Source organism: Bacillota bacterium (genome assembly GCA_040757085.1).
Taxonomy (GTDB): Bacteria; Bacillota; Sulfobacillia; order JACIYH01; family JACIYH01; genus JACIYH01.
Window position 1 is genome coordinate 20,388 of the sequence record JBFLXJ010000023.1, and the last position, 16,600, is coordinate 36,987.

The 16,600-nt window shown below is 68.5% G+C and carries 14 protein-coding genes; 5 read left to right on the plus strand and 9 right to left on the minus strand.

Going from position 1 to position 16,600, the window contains the following annotated elements; all coding sequences use genetic code 11:
- Positions 1-333: 333 nt before the first annotated feature.
- From AB1446_07760 to AB1446_07790, 7 genes are all read right to left on the minus strand, one after another.
- Positions 334-1,977, minus strand: coding sequence for a hypothetical protein (locus AB1446_07760; GenBank protein MEW6546793.1), 1,644 nt, complete (start codon positions 1,975-1,977; stop codon positions 334-336).
- A 148-nt stretch (positions 1,978-2,125) separates the two neighbouring features.
- Positions 2,126-2,794 carry a hypothetical protein gene (locus AB1446_07765; protein ID MEW6546794.1) on the minus strand — a complete coding sequence of 223 codons (669 nt, stop codon included), beginning with the start codon at positions 2,792-2,794 and terminating at the stop codon, positions 2,126-2,128.
- A gap of 4 nt (positions 2,795-2,798) precedes the next feature.
- Positions 2,799-3,812, minus strand: coding sequence for a replication-relaxation family protein (locus AB1446_07770; protein MEW6546795.1), 1,014 nt, complete (start codon positions 3,810-3,812; stop codon positions 2,799-2,801).
- A 615-nt stretch (positions 3,813-4,427) separates the two neighbouring features.
- Entirely contained in the window at positions 4,428-4,844 is a 417-nt protein-coding gene (locus AB1446_07775) for an HU family DNA-binding protein (protein ID MEW6546796.1), read from the minus strand.
- 711 nt (positions 4,845-5,555) lie between these two features.
- On the minus strand, positions 5,556-7,913 hold the full coding sequence (locus tag AB1446_07780; GenBank protein ID MEW6546797.1) for a DUF927 domain-containing protein: 2,358 nt from the start codon (positions 7,911-7,913) through the stop codon (positions 5,556-5,558).
- Between the two features lie 144 nt (positions 7,914-8,057).
- Complete coding sequence (locus AB1446_07785; protein MEW6546798.1) at positions 8,058-8,309, minus strand: hypothetical protein; 252 nt, start codon at positions 8,307-8,309, stop codon at positions 8,058-8,060.
- Positions 8,310-8,617: 308 nt separating this feature from the next.
- Entirely contained in the window at positions 8,618-8,803 is a 186-nt protein-coding gene (locus AB1446_07790) for a hypothetical protein (protein ID MEW6546799.1), read from the minus strand.
- A gap of 571 nt (positions 8,804-9,374) precedes the next feature.
- On the opposite strand from AB1446_07790, the gene AB1446_07795 reads away from it, so the two are divergent.
- Positions 9,375-10,307: a serine hydrolase gene (locus tag AB1446_07795; protein ID MEW6546800.1), complete on the plus strand. Its 933-nt coding sequence runs from the start codon at positions 9,375-9,377 to the stop codon at positions 10,305-10,307.
- 589 nt (positions 10,308-10,896) lie between these two features.
- On the opposite strand, the gene AB1446_07800 is transcribed toward AB1446_07795, so the two are convergent.
- A complete protein-coding gene (locus tag AB1446_07800) occupies positions 10,897-11,541 on the minus strand; it encodes an aspartate/glutamate racemase family protein (GenBank protein ID MEW6546801.1) in 645 nt (214 codons plus the stop codon).
- 280 nt (positions 11,542-11,821) lie between these two features.
- Here AB1446_07800 and AB1446_07805 point away from each other — a divergent pair, with 280 nt between their 5' ends.
- Together AB1446_07805 and AB1446_07810 are read left to right on the plus strand one after the other, a co-directional pair.
- Positions 11,822-12,709 carry an acetamidase/formamidase family protein gene (locus AB1446_07805; protein ID MEW6546802.1) on the plus strand — a complete coding sequence of 296 codons (888 nt, stop codon included), beginning with the start codon at positions 11,822-11,824 and terminating at the stop codon, positions 12,707-12,709.
- A gap of 207 nt (positions 12,710-12,916) precedes the next feature.
- Positions 12,917-13,831 (plus strand): DUF1028 domain-containing protein, encoded by a 915-nt coding sequence (locus AB1446_07810; protein ID MEW6546803.1) that lies wholly within the window; start codon positions 12,917-12,919, stop codon positions 13,829-13,831.
- A gap of 201 nt (positions 13,832-14,032) precedes the next feature.
- Here AB1446_07810 and AB1446_07815 read toward each other — a convergent pair whose 3' ends face one another.
- On the minus strand, positions 14,033-14,758 hold the full coding sequence (locus AB1446_07815; GenBank protein MEW6546804.1) for a M23 family metallopeptidase: 726 nt from the start codon (positions 14,756-14,758) through the stop codon (positions 14,033-14,035).
- A 242-nt stretch (positions 14,759-15,000) separates the two neighbouring features.
- Between AB1446_07815 and scfA the strand changes: the two genes are divergently transcribed.
- Together scfA and AB1446_07825 are read left to right on the plus strand one after the other, a co-directional pair.
- Complete coding sequence (gene scfA / locus AB1446_07820) at positions 15,001-15,135, plus strand: six-cysteine ranthipeptide SCIFF (protein MEW6546805.1); 135 nt, start codon at positions 15,001-15,003, stop codon at positions 15,133-15,135.
- 35 nt (positions 15,136-15,170) lie between these two features.
- A complete protein-coding gene (locus AB1446_07825; protein ID MEW6546806.1) occupies positions 15,171-16,559 on the plus strand; it encodes an SPASM domain-containing protein in 1,389 nt (462 codons plus the stop codon).
- Positions 16,560-16,600: the final 41 nt, after the last annotated feature.

The following is a 16,600-nucleotide window of genomic DNA, read 5'->3' on the forward strand; positions in this document are numbered from 1 at the left end:
CGATATCCCCCCGCCCAAACGCTCGACGTCCCGGGCGCAGGCGGGCCCCGGAAGCGCCGGGGCCCGGCGCAATCGGCAGTAACCGTTCCTGAAAACGCTCCTGGGGCAACGTCGCGGCAGGCAGGGGCTCGGAGCCTACGGCCCCAACGGTTATCGCCGACGCCAACGGGCGCAACGGTTTCGGCCCTCTCCGCACCCCCCAATATCGGGGTAGGGGGGGGTCTGGCGGAGCCCGGTTTCGGGGGCCGGAAACCGTTGCGGCTGTAGCTCCCAGAAAGCGCTAAAGTATTACATCCGGCCCCCAGGCGGAGGAAACTATGGCGGCGCGCCCGGCTACCGCCCGGGTTTCACCAGCTCGAACCCGTACAGCTTCGCCAGCTCTTCGTCGCTCAACACCCGCATCGCCCGCGCCAGCGCGGTGCCTTCGAGCCCCAGGAGCTTGGCTTGGATCTCCCTGCGGTACCGCGAGTAGTTCGACCACTCGTATTTTTCGGCGTCGGCAATCGTGATCACAGGCACGACCTTCGGCGGCTTCACGCCCTGCGCCGGGGGCTCGACGTCCCACCCGACGTACTGCACAAGCTTGTCGTACGCCGTGCGCGCCTCGAGCGGGCCGTACTCGACGAAGGACTTCGCCGCCCACGGGCCGTGGGCCACCGAGGCCTCCACGCGCCGGCTCACGCGGTGCGGCGTCGCGGTGTCGTACCGCGAGGCCACTTCCGTCCAGGACCTCTCCGGCACCCACACGTCCCTCTCGACCATGACCGTGTAGGGCTCCCGGACCGTGCGCTCCACCGTCACGGTCTGGTACTCCGTCCAGGTGACGGTCCGCCAGCCCGCCAGCCTGCGCTCGGGGTACATGACCGTCTTGGTGCGCGTCACGGGGACGAGCCTGGTGGTGTGCCCGACCAGCTCGTAGCGCGTGACGGTGTACGGCACCCGCTCGTAGTACCAGAACCCGCCGCCCCACGGGAACGAGTACCACTTCCTCACCGTGCGGTACCGCGTTTCGGCCACGAGCCTGTACTGCGGCACCCGCTCCTCGACCCACTCCGTGTACGTGTACGTGTAGGGCACCATGACCGTCTCGTAGACCGGCTCCTGCCGCGTCCTGGTCACGGGGATCTGCACCGTCTCGCGCACGGCCCTGGTCCAGTACCGCGTCTCGGGCACCAGCCGCTTCTCCCAGTGCCCGGGCACGGTGACGTCCCGGTACACGGTGACGCGGTAGTAGTACGGCGTCTCGTACACCCGCGCGGTTTCGGTGACCAGCCGCTCGCGCCAAGTGTACGTCGTCACGGGCCGGGTGGCCGTGGTGCGGTAGACGTCGGTGACCAGCCACGGCCCCTCGCGGCGCGGCCCGTCCCTCCGCTCGCCCAGGTCCAGCGCCTCCGTGCGGGTCTGTTGCCGGATGTCCGCGTACTCCGTCCACGTCCGCGTCCGGGTGTCGACCAGCCGCTCCGGCCCCGCGAACTCCTGCCTCGCCGTGCGGTAGCTGACCCGCGCGCTCGCGCCGTACTGCCGCTCGGGCTGCGCGGGCCAGTCCACGGGCTCGGGCGCGGCGGCCTGGGCGGGCAGGCTCACGGGGTGCCGCTGCTGGTAGAACGTGCCGTCAGCGTTGGGCAGGTTCAGCCCGGCGGCCGGGTCGGAGCCGAGGACTTCCCAAGGCCTCTGCACCCTCGGGAGCAGGGCCTCGGCGGAGCCGACCGTGTGGAAGCCCGGCAGGTTCGCGCTTCCGGGGGCGCGGGCCAGCCCCGGCGTGGTCGGCACCCAGCCCACGCTGGAGTACGTGTACGTCCCGCGGGTCACCACGGTCTGGCCGGTGGCGAGGCCTTGGACGGACTGCGCGTCCCGCTGCTCCCCGATGCCCGTGTCCCACGCCGCACCCGCGGCCAGGGCCGTCCCGGGGGCCAGCAGGACGAGCGCCGCGGCGGCAGCCGCCAGGAGGAAAACCAGCCGCGTCCTGCTGCGTCGCACTCCCTCTTCCCTCCTTTCCGCCCCCCGGGAAGGGGGGTAGGTGATCGCCCACCAAGCCGACCGCCCCGCCGGGATCCCTTTTGGCGGGCTCCCGCGCGGGGCGGCTTCCTTCGTCGGCGCGATTGTAGCACGCGGGGCGGGACGCTGTCTACCTGGGCGGCCAGGGCTGGACGTGGGCGGGCGGCCACCTGTCCGGGCAGGTCTCGAGGATCTCGTCCCCGTGGCCCTTCCCGATGGGATCCTCGATCACCCACGCGCCGTTCGCCCTCGCGAGGGGGTACTCGAACGTCGTGCGGCCCCGCCCTCCCCAGTACTTCATGTTCCAGTAGGCCCGCGTCTGCGGGGACGGCTCGTACCAGTACTCGTACGTGACCAGAACCACGGCGCGGTCGGGGTTGCTGTTCCCCGGCGGCTTGGCCGCCTCGGTTGTCTGCCAGACGAAGTAGTGCTTGTCTCCCCGCTTCGGGGTGTCCTCCCGGATCACCTGGAGCCGCTGCCGGGCGACGGCGGTCGGGGCCACGAACTCCTCCGCCCGGTCGAGCTGCCCCGTCCACATGAGCGCGTTGTACGCGTACGCCACTTCCTCGGGCGCCCTCTGCTCCGGCCTCTTGCGCATGATGTCGTAGATCCGCTCGGCCATCTCGCGGGTCATGGTCCCGTACGGCCCGTTCATGATGCTCGCCACCGTGATGTCACGCAGCTTCGCGGACGCGGCCCGGGCCAGCCCGTCGAGCCGCCCGGACTGCCACGCCCACGCGCACGAGAGCAAGATCAGCAGCGCAAGCATCGCGGCAAGGAACTTCCGGTCCACTTCCATTTCGTCACCTCCCCTCCTCGCGGGGTGATGTCATACCATCAGCCGCGCCCCGCGCCCTCGGGGCCAACAGCCCCCGCACGCGTGCGGGGGCGCGCCGGGGCGCGCCGATGAACTCGGCCACCTCAGGATCCGGCCCCCCTTCCCCGGCCGCCGGGGCCAGGGCCAAGTCGCGCAGGGCAACCTCGGCCGCTTCCCCGTCCAGCAGGGCAAGCCACCTCGCCGCCAGCACGCCCCCCGCCCAGGCAAACTCTTCCCAACTGCTCACGGCGGGGGCGGGGTCGCCCGGGCCCCACAAATCGCCGTCACGCACGAGGGCATCGAACACCCCCCGGGCGCGCCGCCGCGTGGGGCACACGAACAGCGCGGCCCAGCCCTCAAGGCGGTCCTGCAGCTCGTGCGAGCAGTACCGCCGCGCCTTCAGCGCGATCTTCTCGAGCCCGGCCGTCCCGCGATCCAGCTCGAGGCAAAACCGCAGCTTGGTTCCGTCCTCGAACCGGTACTCTCCCGTGGCGTCGGGCCTCAGCAGGCACTTGGGCGGTTGGCCCTCGCGGGACTTGAGAAACCGCTGCGCCGCCAACAGCGGGCCCTCCCACAACACGAGCCCCCGCCCGACCGCCGGGTCGGACTCGCGGATCAGCGCGACGAAGAACTCGCTGGCCGCGACGTTGTGCCGCGCCTGCGCCGCCAGCGTCTTCGCCGTCCGCCGGGGCATCGCTTTGTAGAGAGCGCGGGCGCGCTCGTCGTCCTCGCACAGCTCCGCCACCGCAGACATGCCAGCAGGGGTCAGGCAGTACGCGAAGAGGCGGGGCCGCAGGGGGTCGCCGACCGGAAACCGCACGGCGAGCCTCTCAGACAGCAAGGCCGAAAGGACGCGGCGCGCAACAGTCTTTTGGCATGGGATGGCGGTGCAGAGCTGGTCGATGGTAAGCGTCTGCGCCTGGTACAGCCTCGCCAAGACCAGCTCGCGGAGGGTGAACGCCGCGTAAGCCTCAAACGCCGTTGCGGCGGAGACGGCCATGGGGGCATCACCTCGCCTCGATCTTGCCTCGGATTGGAAGAAAAGTCAAGGCAGGTCAAAAGGGCAGGGAAGGTCAGGAGCGAGTGAAAGAAGGCTCAAGCCGCGGGGCACTCGATTGCGGGGCAACGACTTGCGGGCGGCGGTTTCGCCCGGACGGAAGGCACGCAAAGCGCACACAAAGCGCACGCAAAATGGCCGTCCCGACCAAGACATGATGGGAGATGGGATCGCGGGAGCCGGGAAAGAGGGGCACGGCGCCGCGGCTTTTGCCCGTAGCGACGCGGGCTGGGCACGCTTTCCCGCCGGAAGTCGACGCCGATCTCCTCCACGGTTTCGGAATCGGCGTCGACTTCTCAGGCAAACGCACGCTTTAGCTTAGAGCCGCATGGGCTCAGCACGACGCCGTGCCCCGGCCGCCAGGCGAGGCGGAAGCGGAACGCGCGGTTTTGCTTGGAGCCATCGGAGATCGGCGCGCTTTCCCGCGCGCCCCGCTGGAGGCAACGGGGGAGAGGAAAGCGCGGTTTCGCCCGGGCTCATCGGGCCTCAGCGCGCTTTCCGGCCGCCCCCGCCCCCGGGAGCCGGGAGGGGGGCGAACGCCAACCTTTGCCTACGGCATCACGGCATCGGCGCGCTTTCCTCCGTGCCGGCCCCCGCCGCGGCGGCCAGTCGGTCCGCCAAGGCCGCCACGCCCCCCGGCTCCGCGCGGAGCCTCGGGGCCCGGGCCGCCGCCTCGCGCAGGCGCTTGGCCGCCAAGAATTTCACGGTCTGCCGCCGGCGGTGGGGGAGGGGCTTGAACGTGCCCAGCCCAATAAGCCGCACTTCCTTGCCCGCGGCGAGGGACTCTGCGATGAGGTCGGCATAGATGTGCAGCAGCCGCCTCGCGTCCACGATGAAGCAGCCCATCCGGGCGGCGGCTTGGCGGGCCAGGTCGCCCGCCAGCACGCGCCCCCGGCGGCTCCGGCCGCCCCGCGGCCTCCGCCCCGCCGCGGCCCCGGGCTCGCCCGCAGCCACAGCTACGTTTGCACACGCCATGCGTCTTTCCCCCCTTTCCCGCTTAGGCTTGCTTGACTTCCGAAAGGCACGAAGTTCCCGGGATTCCCGGAAAAGTTCCCGAAAAGTTCCCGGTGCCCGGATCCCCGCGAATCCGCCGCGCCCCGCCCCTATATAGTCACGTCACGAGGAGCGGGATCCCCAAGCGTGAGCGTGATATATAACCCCGCCCGGCGCACCCTGTTTCCAGGTTTTTACGTTCCCGGTAGGTTCCCGGTTTTGCACTTTTCTCACAATCGTTTCCGTGCCTTGTCGCCGTAAGCGTGAACTTCATTTTCCAGTTCCTTACGTTCCCGGTGAGTTCCCGGTAAAGTTCCCGGCCCGAAAACCTTGTCGCTGTAAGGTTTGAGCGCATTTTTGGGCGCGAGTTCCCGGTCGAAAATCGCCTTATATATACGCGCGCGATATCACCATCTCTATTCCCCCTCGTGTGTTCTCTCGCCATATAAGGCATATCCTTTTCTCGCTTTTTACCGGGAACCCTACCCCCAGGGGTATCGCAAAATCGTTCCGCCCCAAGGGTTTGAGGCCGATCAGCCGCCGGGAACTTTGCCGGGAACCCACCGGGAACCCACAGGATTTTCCAGAGGCAAGTTCCCTTGCGGCACAAGGAAAACATGCCTTTGGCGCGCCAGGAACCTTGCCGGGAACCCGGGCCGATCCCCCGGGGGGTATCGGCCGGCCTGCGCTTGGCTAGAAGTTGAGCTCCTCGTCCTCGCGCTCTCGCTCTTCGTCTTCCTGCCGCCGGCGCAGCACATATCCGTACGCGAGCTGGTCGCCGATCTTGATTCGGCGAGTGAACGGATGTTCTTCATCCTGGCCCGGGGCCAGCAAACCGGCGTCGCGCCAAGCCGCCCGGACTGCGTTGAGGTTGTACCCCCGGTCTTTCAGCTCTAGTTCGAGCGCGCGCGGGATGAAGGCGATGCAGCCGTCAGCGAAGCCGCGCACGGTCCATTCCCACACGCCCAGCCAGCCCTCTGCCGGCTCGCGGGCAGCCGGGTCGCCGCCGTAGAACCTGTGACGGTTGGCCGCAGCCCAAGCCATGACATGGTCGTACGCCTCTTCGTGCTCGTGCCGCGGGGATTCGCTCCTCAGCGTGTCCGCCAGCGTGCCCTTTACCATGTCGAACAGCTCGTCGTCTCCGACCTCTTCCAGCCACGTGCCCCTGCCGGCCTCGCGGTGGAACACTTCCGCGGCGAGCGCGACGGCGGCGAAAGGGGCGATGTATCGGCCCGACAGGTCGTCGACCCTTCTCCGCCCGCCAATTGCGGTCCGCAGCCTCTCCGCCAGCTCCGCGTGCCGGGCCTTCAGGTCCGCCCACGGCATTCCGGCCACGGCCTGGACGAAGCGGGGCCCTGCGTGGCCGTAATGGCTGCCAACCAAAGCCCGCACCTGCTCCGCCGAGGAGGCGTCCGCGAAAGGCGGGGCCCAGATGTCCACCGCCCGGACTTGCAGGCCGCCCCGCCTGCACGCGGCGTGCAGGGGCACCTCGCCGGTCGAGACCGCCAGGAGCTGCCATGTCGCGGTGTGGCGCGAGCCGCGGGGCGCGCCGCGGAGCTTGCCCACCCCGTCGGCGACCATGTACGCCAGCTCGGCGATCTCTTTGCTCGCGCGTTTCTCGTCCAAGACCGCGGCCTCAAGGCCATCGAAGAAGGCGGGGAGGTGGCGGAGGAACCCGCACGTCTGCTCCCGCCCGACCCTCGTGCTGATCCAGCCCAGCAACAGCCTCGCCGCCCCGGGCAGGCCGACGCCCCCGGGGTAGCCCCAGCACGACGCGCCCAGCTGGGCGGCCGTGGTTTTGCCCCGGCTCGTCAGGTTGCACAGGTGGAGTATGACGCCGCCCAAGCCGAGCGGGGCGAAGAGGATCGACGCCAGCGAGGCGTATGTGGCGACCGCGGCGACCGGGTGCCCGGAGAAGGCGATCCGGAACGCGTCGAGCCACCCTTCCCAGGTCCCGCCCCGCTTCATCGCGTCCAGCAGCTGGGCCTCGCCCGGGCCCGGCGGGTCGACCGCGACGGCGGGGGCTGCGGCCCCAGGCGCGGCGATCACTTCTCTGCCCCAGACGAAGTAGACGGGATCGGGCGGCGGCCCGCCGCGCCAGCCGAGGGCCGACACCCCCCGCACGAGGGGGAGGCGCGTGTAGTTGGCCTGCTCAAAAGCGGTCAGGTAGCGGGCCAGCTCGCGGGCGATGTCGGAGCTTGCGACCAGGTCGGCCTCCCGGGCCAAGCGCGTGATGAGCTTCGAGTCCTGCACGGTCTGGCGGTCGGTCACGACGGTCTGCCAGCCCGCCGCCGGGGTCCGCCGCCAAGCCAGCTCCACCTTGATCTCGGTCGTGTCCTCGTCCTTCATTCGCCGGGCAATGATGATCGGGCACGGGCTTACCGGGTACGAGACCGGCTCCCCCTGCCCCAAGGCCTCCCGCAGGATCACGCCCGCCCCGTCGATGTAGTACCCGCGCGGCAGCACGAGGCCGTCGGGGCACGGGGCGTCGGGCAGGGCCGCCCGCACCAGGACGCGGCCCTGCTCGTCTACGCCGTCCCGCCCCGGGGCCTCCGCCGCCTCGGCCTCGGCGGCCCGGGCCTCCATGTTGCGGCGGGCGTCCTCGACCCACCGGCGGATGTCCGTCCTCGGCAGGCCCGTGCGCCGCGCCAAGGCTTGAATCAGGCGCGCCCGCGTGATTTCGTCCTGCTCCGCGATGCCGTTCAGGATCTCCTGCAGCCGCTCGGCCGGGGGGACTTCGTTCCGCGGCAGGGATTCGATCCGCTCGAGCAGCGCGTCCGGGCTCGGGGCGGCTTCGGCCAGGCGGCCCGCGGCGGCCTCCAGCCCCCGCACGACCTCCTCGACGCCGACCCCGAATCGGGCGGCGACTTCCGCCGCCAGCCGGTCCCTGGCCGCCCCGCGCTCCCCTTCCCCCAGCCCCTCCAAGACGCGGGCGAGCTGGGCGAGCGTCGTGTTCCAGAGCGTCCCGCGGGGAGGCGAGCCTTCAGGAACCCGCGCCAGCCGGGCGAGGAAGTCCTTGACCTTGTCGGCGCTGTCGGGTAAAATAAGCACGGCTGTCAGCCTCCTTTTTTGCCCGGAGCCGCCAGCCGCGCCAAAGCCAGCCGGCCCGGGCACTAAGTTTTCTCTCGGCATTTTTGTCGACGCGATTGTTGCTCGTGTCCCGCGCCCCAGTCAAACGATCAGCCGATCGCGGGTTCAGGCGGGCCGCGTCCACCATCGGCCGGCCCGCCACCCGCAGCTGGCCCAAGCGTCCCGGTGTGCTTGCTGCGCCAGCAACGCGCCGCTGTCGAACTCCAAGCCCAGCAGCCTCCGGATTTCCTCGCCTTTCCACCATCTGCCGGTCAGCTGTTTGAGTAGCCCCCGGGCCGCCCGCGTCCCCTTCCGCCGCGCGAGGTCGCGCAACCGGGCGATTTGTTCGCGACTCAGGCTTGCCTTTTCCGCCGCCACGCGCTCGCCCCCCTTGCTCGGATTGCTGTGTCGGGGGCAAAGATGCCCCCGTGTATGTGCGGCGATGTCTGGGCCGTCTTCCCGCGCCGATCTTGTTCGTGTTCGCTTGTCAATCCCCCGCGGCGCAAAGCGAAAGCCCGCCGCGAGGCGACGAGAAGCGGGATGCAACCAGCTTGATCCCTTTTTCGCCTTTTGGCGGGCTTTTTGTTCTTTTTTCGCTTTTGGTTTGCTTGTCGGGCTTTTGCCTTTTTGCTTCCGCTTCCCTCCTTCCCGCCAATCAAATCTGCGGGAAGGGGATCTGCGCAATCTTATTCTAAACGGCCGGCGGCCGGCTTGTCAAACAGCAGGTAGTGCTTGAGGACGGACACGCGGAGCAGCTCCTTGCCGCCGGCCGCGCCGCCGTACAGCCTCCGCGCCAGCCGCGTGCGGTCCGTCTCCCCCTCCGCGAGGAGCCGCGCGAGCCGCGCCGTCTTCTTGACGATACTCTTTGCCACAACCCTCACCCCCCACCTCCAAGAATTGACCCCGGCGGGAAGGCCGGGGGCCGTGTTCGTATCGTATCCTGTCGGGGCGGCGGTGCGCCTACCCCCCGTCGTTCATGGACTGTTACCCGATTCGGGTAACTGCTTTCGGGTAACTGCTCACTTCCGAAAACGCCTAAGATCTGCCCTTCCAGGCAGCTCCGCGCCTCGCCTTTGCTAACCGTTTGCTAACGCCCTGCTAACGAACCCATCTGGACCCGTTGGGACTCAAGGCTTTCCGCCCGCACTGTTCTGGACTTCCACTTCCTGGGGAGCCCCGCCCGGCCCTTGCGCGTCAAGCGTTTTCGCTTTCTCCCCGGGTTTCCGCGCGGTATTCGTAATGCGTAGGTTGTGGGTTCGATTCCCTCCACCGGCTCCAAACTTTCCAGGAATGGCAAGGGTTTTGAGATGGATGCCCTTGCCGTTCCCGCTTGAGGCCGGGTTATAGTCGCAATTTGGTGACCGAGTTCATGCGCCGCTTGTGCCGGATTCCGATCAGTGCGGGCTATGTGACGATCCGTGCGGGCAGAGGAGAGAGCTGGCAGTGCAGCATCTTGGGTGTAACTGGGACAACCTCGCCACCACCGTGCGGGAGGTGGCGGCGCGCCTGGAGGGCAACCTGTCGGTGCGGGTTGCCGACCCGCTGGTGGAAGGCGCCTGGGGATGGCGGGCCGAGGAGAGGTGCCCCTCGGCCAGCGTGATCAAGATCCTCATCGCCTGGGAAGCCTACCGCCAGGCGGAGGCGGGGATGCTTGGGCTGGACGAAAGCGCCCGGGTTCCCCCGGACGGAGTGGTGGGCGGTACGGGAGTGCTCCACCTGCTCTCCCCGGGCGTCTCGCTGGCGTGGCGCGACCTGGTCGCCCTCATGCTGGCCGTGAGCGACAACACTGCCACCAACCTGCTCATCGACCGCCTCGGTTTTGACGCCATCAACGCGACCGCCCGGGCCCTGGGCCTCGCCCAGACGGTGCTCCAGCGCAAGATGATGGACTTCGGGGCCCGCGCCGCCGGGCGGGATAACTTCATGAGCGCGACCGACGCCGCCCGCCTGCTCGGGCTGCTCGCCCGTGGGGCACAGGGTGCGCCCAACGGAGCTCCCCGTGACCGCCGGGGCGAGGGCACGGCTGCCGCGCGGGCCGCGGCAGACCGCCGCGGTGAAGGCACGGCTGCCGCACGGGCTGCCGGAAACCGGCAGATATCGGCGGCATCATGCAGGGAGTTACTGGCCGTACTGGAAAAACAGCAGTTCAACCACAAGCTTCCGTCGCTGCTGCCCGGGGTGAGGTGCGCCCACAAGACGGGGGAGCTGCCCGGACTGGAGCACGACGCTGGCGTAGTCTACCTTGCCGACGGTCGTCCGCTGGTGGTAGCCGTATTCACCTGGGATCTCAAACGGAACTCCGACGGCGTGCGCGCCATCGCCGAGGTAGCACGCGCCGCTTACGAAGCCTGCACTGCCCCCACCTGCTGCGGCTGACCACGCCTGCATCCCCCACGCTGGCTGCGATTAGTGACGACACACCGGCTAGGAAGGGTGGCCACGTCCGCGCCGCGTGCAGCGGCTAAGGTGGGTGGCCAGGTCCGCACGGCTATGGTGGCTGCGACGCCTGCACCACCCGCACCGGGGCACCTGTACCGCCAGCCCGCCCGGGTGACAGGTCATCCACACGCGCGGAAATTTCGGCGGTCCAGCCCAAACCGACCGGCGATTTTTTCGCCAGGGGGAGCCTGCCAGGGTCTTTCGGCACAGATGCGCAACCCTGGGCGGGTTTTTGACCCGGATGCAACATCCGCCCCGGGTGTTCGGGCACCTCCGGTGACGGATGCCGAGCCAAGGGTCGAGAGGTTTGGACATAAGATCCGTATGGCCAAATTATGTTACACAGTTGACGCACTCGCCGCGCTCGGCCGTCATCTCCCTGGACATTTTTTCGTCAGTCGCCTGGCCGGGAAGTGCCGAAGAAATGACCAGAACCACATAAGCCGGGTCGGATGGGGACCGGCCGCCGGAGCGCGCCGTCCGGAGCCACGCGCGGCGGGTCCACCCGTGCCGTGCACGCGCCGGGTCAGCGCCTGCCGACCAGGGCGGCCACCGCCACGGCACCTCCGGCATCTACGGGGTCGACCACCTGCACCCCCAGGCGCTCGCGCAGCCGGGCAGCCATCCCCACGGTAGCGTAACCCGTGCAGGCCAGGAGCACCGCGTCCGCGCCGCTCGTCCGCACCAGGCGCTCCGCCGCCTGCAGGGCTGCCCTCTGCCCGGCCTCGCCGAGCAGGTCGGTGGCGTCCCTGACCCCTTCCGGAGCTGCTTCCCCCACCAGCCGGGGACCCAGGATGGCACGCACGGGACCCGGTGTGGCTTCCGTCAGGTTGAGGACTCCGACGCGCTCCCCAAGGGCAAGGGCCACGCCCGCCGCTGCCGAGCCCGCTCCCACGACCGGTATCCGCACCAGAGAGCGGGCCTCCCGCACGGCCGGATCGGCCGCGCAGCTGATGAAGATGGCCCCCACGCCCTCGTCGGCCAGCCTCCTGACCGCCTCCAGGATCTTCGGTACCGCCTGGCGCTCGGTCTCTTCGTCGTAGATACCGCGGGGCTGGTCGGGAATGCACACCGTACGCGTGGGCACCCCGTACCTGGCCTCGATCTGCCTGCCATGGGCAGCCAGCACGTCCGCATCCTCGGTGGTCAGCACGCGCACAATGCCAATCATTCCCTCACCACCTCTCGGCCCTATTATACTGCGCTGGCGCACCGTGCCTTCGGCCAACCCGCACCAGAACCGACGCCGCTACCCGTGTGCTCCGCGCCAACCGACAGCCGCTCAAGGGAAAGGGGACGACATCGCTGGCAGGCAGGGGAACCAGTACCACCAGGATACCGGCCCGCCCTCGGGGAATTCTTCCACCAGGGCATTTTCTACTTCGTCGCGGCCCGTACGTTGCGGCGTTGCTGGATGGCCCAGAACAGCGTTTCCGAGGAGGCAAAGCAACATGAAGATCATCAGGGATGATCAGGTAGTATACGCTCTGTCCCCGGAGAACCCGCCGGTTGCCGTAGCCGAACCGGGGGAAGAAGTGGTCTTCGAAACCAAAGACTGCTTCTCCAACCAGATCCGGTCGGAGAAGGACCTCTTCGCCAGCGTGAACTGGGCCACCATCAACCCGGCCACCGGTCCCCTGGCGGTCAAGGGAGCGGAACCAGGGGATGTCCTCGTGGTGGACGTTCTCCGCATCGAGATAGCCTCTCAGGGTGTGATGGTCGCGGTACCGGGACTGGGTGCCCTTGGCCACCTCATCTCCGAGCCCGAGACGAAGGTGATACCCATACGGGAGGGCAAGGCCCTCTTCAACGAGACGGTGGCTTTCCCCGTCAAGCCCATGATCGGGGTCATAGGCACTGCTCCAGAGAAAGAGGTACCCTGCGGGACGCCGGGTCCCCACGGCGGCAACATGGACACCAGACTCATAACTGAGGGAGCCAGGCTGTACCTGCCGGTTTTCGTCCCCGGAGCCAACCTGTGCCTGGGCGACCTGCACGCTGTGATGGGGGACGGCGAGGTGGTCGTCTGCGGAGTGGAGATCCCGGGGAGAGTCACCGTGAGAGTGGATGTCCGCAAAGCCAGGCGACTTGACTCCCCCATGCTGGAAACCTCCGATGCCTGGTACACGATCGCCTCGGCCAAAGACCTCGATGAGGCGGCACAGATGGCCCTTGAGCACATGCTGGCGTTCGTGCGAGAAAGGACGGGACTTTCCCTGAACCACGCCGGCATGCTCCTCAGTATTGCGGCACACCTGGAGATCAGCCAGGTGGTCGATCCCCTGAAGACCGTGCGCATGCGGCTGCCCAAGTCTGTCGGATACAACTTCGAGGTGTGAGGGGTCGGGGTGGACGCAGTAGGTGTGTAGAGCGTTGCCAGAGAGCGGTCGGACCGGAACCGGAAGGCGGCGGCAGCGAGGCGTTCGAGGGGCGCTTTGGGCATGTCCTCGTGCTGCTGGTGCTGAACTTGCCAGGGGACGGGCTGAGGGACGCACTTGATCCCCGCTTGCGCAGCATTCGGGTCTGAGCGGGAGGGAGGAACTACCGTGCGCAGGACGAGAACTTATGCGGGGACCTTTTCCATCGTAGCCTGCGATCTGGAGGCAGGCGAATGGGGTGGCGCGGTCGCCTCCAAGTTCCTGGCGGCAGGCGCGCTGGTACTGTACGCCCGAGCCGGGGTGGGTGCGGTGGCTACGCAGTCCTTCGTCAACACCAGCTACGGACCGCGCGGGCTGGATCTGATGGCCGCAGGGGCCAGCGCCCACGACGCGCTGCGCATCCTGACCGAAGGCGACGATCAGCGCTACCTGCGGCAGGCCGGCATGGTGGACAGCCAGGGCCGAAGCGCCACGTTCACCGGGGAACGGTGCTTCCCCTGGGCTGGGGGTATCACCGGTGACGGGTTCGCCTGCCAGGGCAACATCCTGGTGGGGGAGGAGGTAGTACAGGCCATGGCGGAGGCGTTCCGGAGCACGGCCGGACCCTTGTCGCGACGTCTGCTTGCTGCCCTGCGCGCTGGAGATCTGGCGGGCGGGGACCGCCGCGGGCGACAATCAGCCGCATTGCTGGTGATGCGTGCCGGTGGCGGATACGGCGGCATGAGCGACAGGTATATCGACCTGCGCATCGACGACCACCCGGATCCCGTCGCTGAGCTGGCCCGGCTGCTGGACCTGCACGAGCTTTACTTCCTGCCTCCGGAGCCGGACGATATCCTGCCGGCAGATGCAGAGCTCACCAGACAAATCCAGGATGGTCTCAGGCACCTTGGGTACTGGCAGGGTCCTTCGGATGGGGTTTGGTCGCCCGATCTGGAAAAAGCGTTCTTTGAGTACGCGGGAACCGAGAACCTGGAAGAGAGAATCCACCCTGGCCCACAGGTGGATCGCAAGGTCATCGAATACATGCGCGCCCACTTGCGCCGATTGGGCGCCCGGCGGGATGCAAACCCGGTCGCGTAACGATCGAGGATGGCGTGGGCATGGTGGGCCAGACCCCGGAGCCGGGGCTCCTCTGCCCTGGCAAGCGTCGCCTGACAGTGGCTTGGGAAAGTCATGCGGGCATAGCGGCGGCGGACATCGCCTGGGCGGTTACTATCCGGTGGCGGTGCTGGGGGTCAGCACGGTGCATCCCCGTGTGGTCCGGGCTCTACGCGCCGGGCCCTATCTGCGGGAAAGGTATGGGAGCGGGTCTACCGCCTCGCCGTCCAGGCGCAATTCGAAATGGAGGTGGGGACCGGTCACCCGGCCGGTTTCGCCCACCTTGCCGATGGGCTGGCCCTTTTCGACGTCCTGCCCGGTGCCTACCAGGACCCGGGAAAGATGGGCGTAAAAAGTAGTCACGCCTCCCCCGTGGTCGATTTCCAGCGTGTACCCGTAGCCTCGCATCCAGGCCACGCGCTTGATCACGCCGGAAGATGCGGCCTGGACGGGTGTCCCCGCCGGCGAGCCAATGTCGATTCCGCAGTGCATCCTGCCCCACCGGGGCCCAAACCCCGAAGTCACCGGGCCATTGACCGGCCACGTCAGCACGGGACGGCTGCGAGTCGCTAGCTGCACCAGCCCGCGGATCGGTGGCCCGGGGCGTGCTGCGACCGGGCGAAGCCGGTCTGAGGTGCCCGCGACGTAGCCGGCGTTCAGGCGGGTTACCGCAACGGCTTCTTCCAGCACCGCGGGCGAGGGCCAGGGCAGCGGCGGCACCGGATCTGGCCGTCCCGCCAGGGGCACCTGCGCGATGCAGATGAAGAGGGCCAGCAGTACGTGTGCCATCCTGCGCTGAGAGAGCGTACCGGCCTTTCTGCCCGGGCCGGGTACATCTCGGGGCGGGTGAGCTGCGCCGGCGCGCCGGGCCAGGTTGACCGTGCCCCGGCGGAGAACAACCGTACCCAAGTGCGACATCACCGCTTTATGATTTGCGCGCGGGTGCCCGTCGATGCATTTCCCCTTATCAGGATATGCTGGCATCGTCGTGTCCGGGGACGCTGTGTCTGGGGAGGCTGGTGACGTGTACCCCGTGGCCGTAGTATAATCCGGCGGAGGGCGTACTGGTCAATTTGCGCGTTCGGGAGGTGTGTCTGGTGGGACGCCCTGTGGACACCGGAAATTATGAACACGTGAGGGTAGTGTTTTCCGTGGGCTGGCAGGCCGATCTGCCCCGTGAGTGTCAGGAGTGCCAGACCTCGTGCCAGTCGGCGTGCAAGACTTCGTGTACGGTAAGCAACCAGCCCTGTCCCCTGCGTGATGAAGGGGCCGGCCGAACCCCCTGAGAAGAAAGGTGAGGCTGGCAGGCGGGCCACCGCGAATGGCGAGGAGCGGAACAGCGCTATCGACGGGCGACAGGGCCATGCATTGCTTGCCATCGTGCGTGCACATGTTTCAGCGGGGCGGCCTCTACCTGGCCTTTGACGCCGGCAGCGGTACCCTCCTGGTGCTGGACGAGGCGGGTTGGGAGGCCCTGGGCGAGATCCTGCAGGGCTCCCCACCGGCAGCCACGGGCGCCTCGCTGCCCGCGCGGCGGGAACTGGAAGACCTGATGAGGCGGGGGCTGCTTCTCTCCTCTGTACCGGTGCCGGTGCCCCCCCGTCCCGTCCTCAAGGCGCTGTGCCTGCACGTGGCCCACGCCTGCCAGATGCGCTGTGCCTACTGCTTTGCCGCGGGAGGTGGTTACGGCGGCAGGGCGGAGTTGATGCCCCGCCAGGTGGCGCGGGCGGCCGTGGACTTGCTGCTGGACCCTTCGTCGGGGGTGAGGCGGTGGGCCATTGACTTCTTCGGCGGGGAGCCGCTGCTCAACTGGCCGGTTGTGGTGGATACTATCCTCTACGCTCGGGAGAGGGCTCACCGACTGGGAGGACAGGTGCAGTTCACCCTCACCACCAACGCCCTCGAGCTTTCCCGGGAACGAGCTGGCTTTCTGGAAGAGCACGGAGTCAACCTGGTGGTCAGCCTGGATGGGAGGCCCGAGGTGCACGACGCCGTGCGGCAGCTGGCCGACCAAAGCCCCACCTGGCACCGTGCCCTCCGGGGCGCCCTGCGGGCGGTCTCCGCCCTGCGGGGGGCAGCTGGTCCTTCCCTGTGGGTGCGGGGCACTTTTACCCGGCGCAACCTGGACTTCGCCTGCGATGCCATCTTCCTTTTCGGTCTGGGCTTTCCGCAGGTTTCCCTGGAGCCGGTATGCGGGGGGCCGCCCGAGCTGGCCCTCAGGCCGGATGACCTGCCCGTCCTGGCGGAGCAGTATGGAGAGCTTGCCCTCTGGTGCGCCGAGCGCGCCCGGGCGGGTCGGCCCGTCCGTTTCTACCATTTCGAGCTGGACCCGGCCGGGGGACCCTGTTTGGCCCGGCGCCTGGCCGCCTGTGGTGCTGGCCGGGAGTACCTGGCGGTGACTCCCACGGGAGAACTGTACGCCTGTCACCAACTGGTGGGAGTCGAACAATTCCTTGTGGGCGACGTGTACCGGGGGATCACGCGCCCCGAGGTGGCCGACCGGATGGGGGAGCACGAGGTCTCCCGCCTGGAGCAATGCCGCCAGTGCTGGGCGCGGTTCCTGTGCGGCGGCGGATGCCGGGCCCAGGCGTTCTTCGAGCATGGTACCCTGGGACAGCCTCCCACGCTGGAGTGCGCTCTGCAGAAAGTCCGCTGGGAATGGGCCCTCTGGCTGCGGGCTCAGCGGCACATGACTGACCAGGAAGCGTGACCGGAACGTGCGGTCGAGGGATGCGGTGCCCGGCGCGGTTC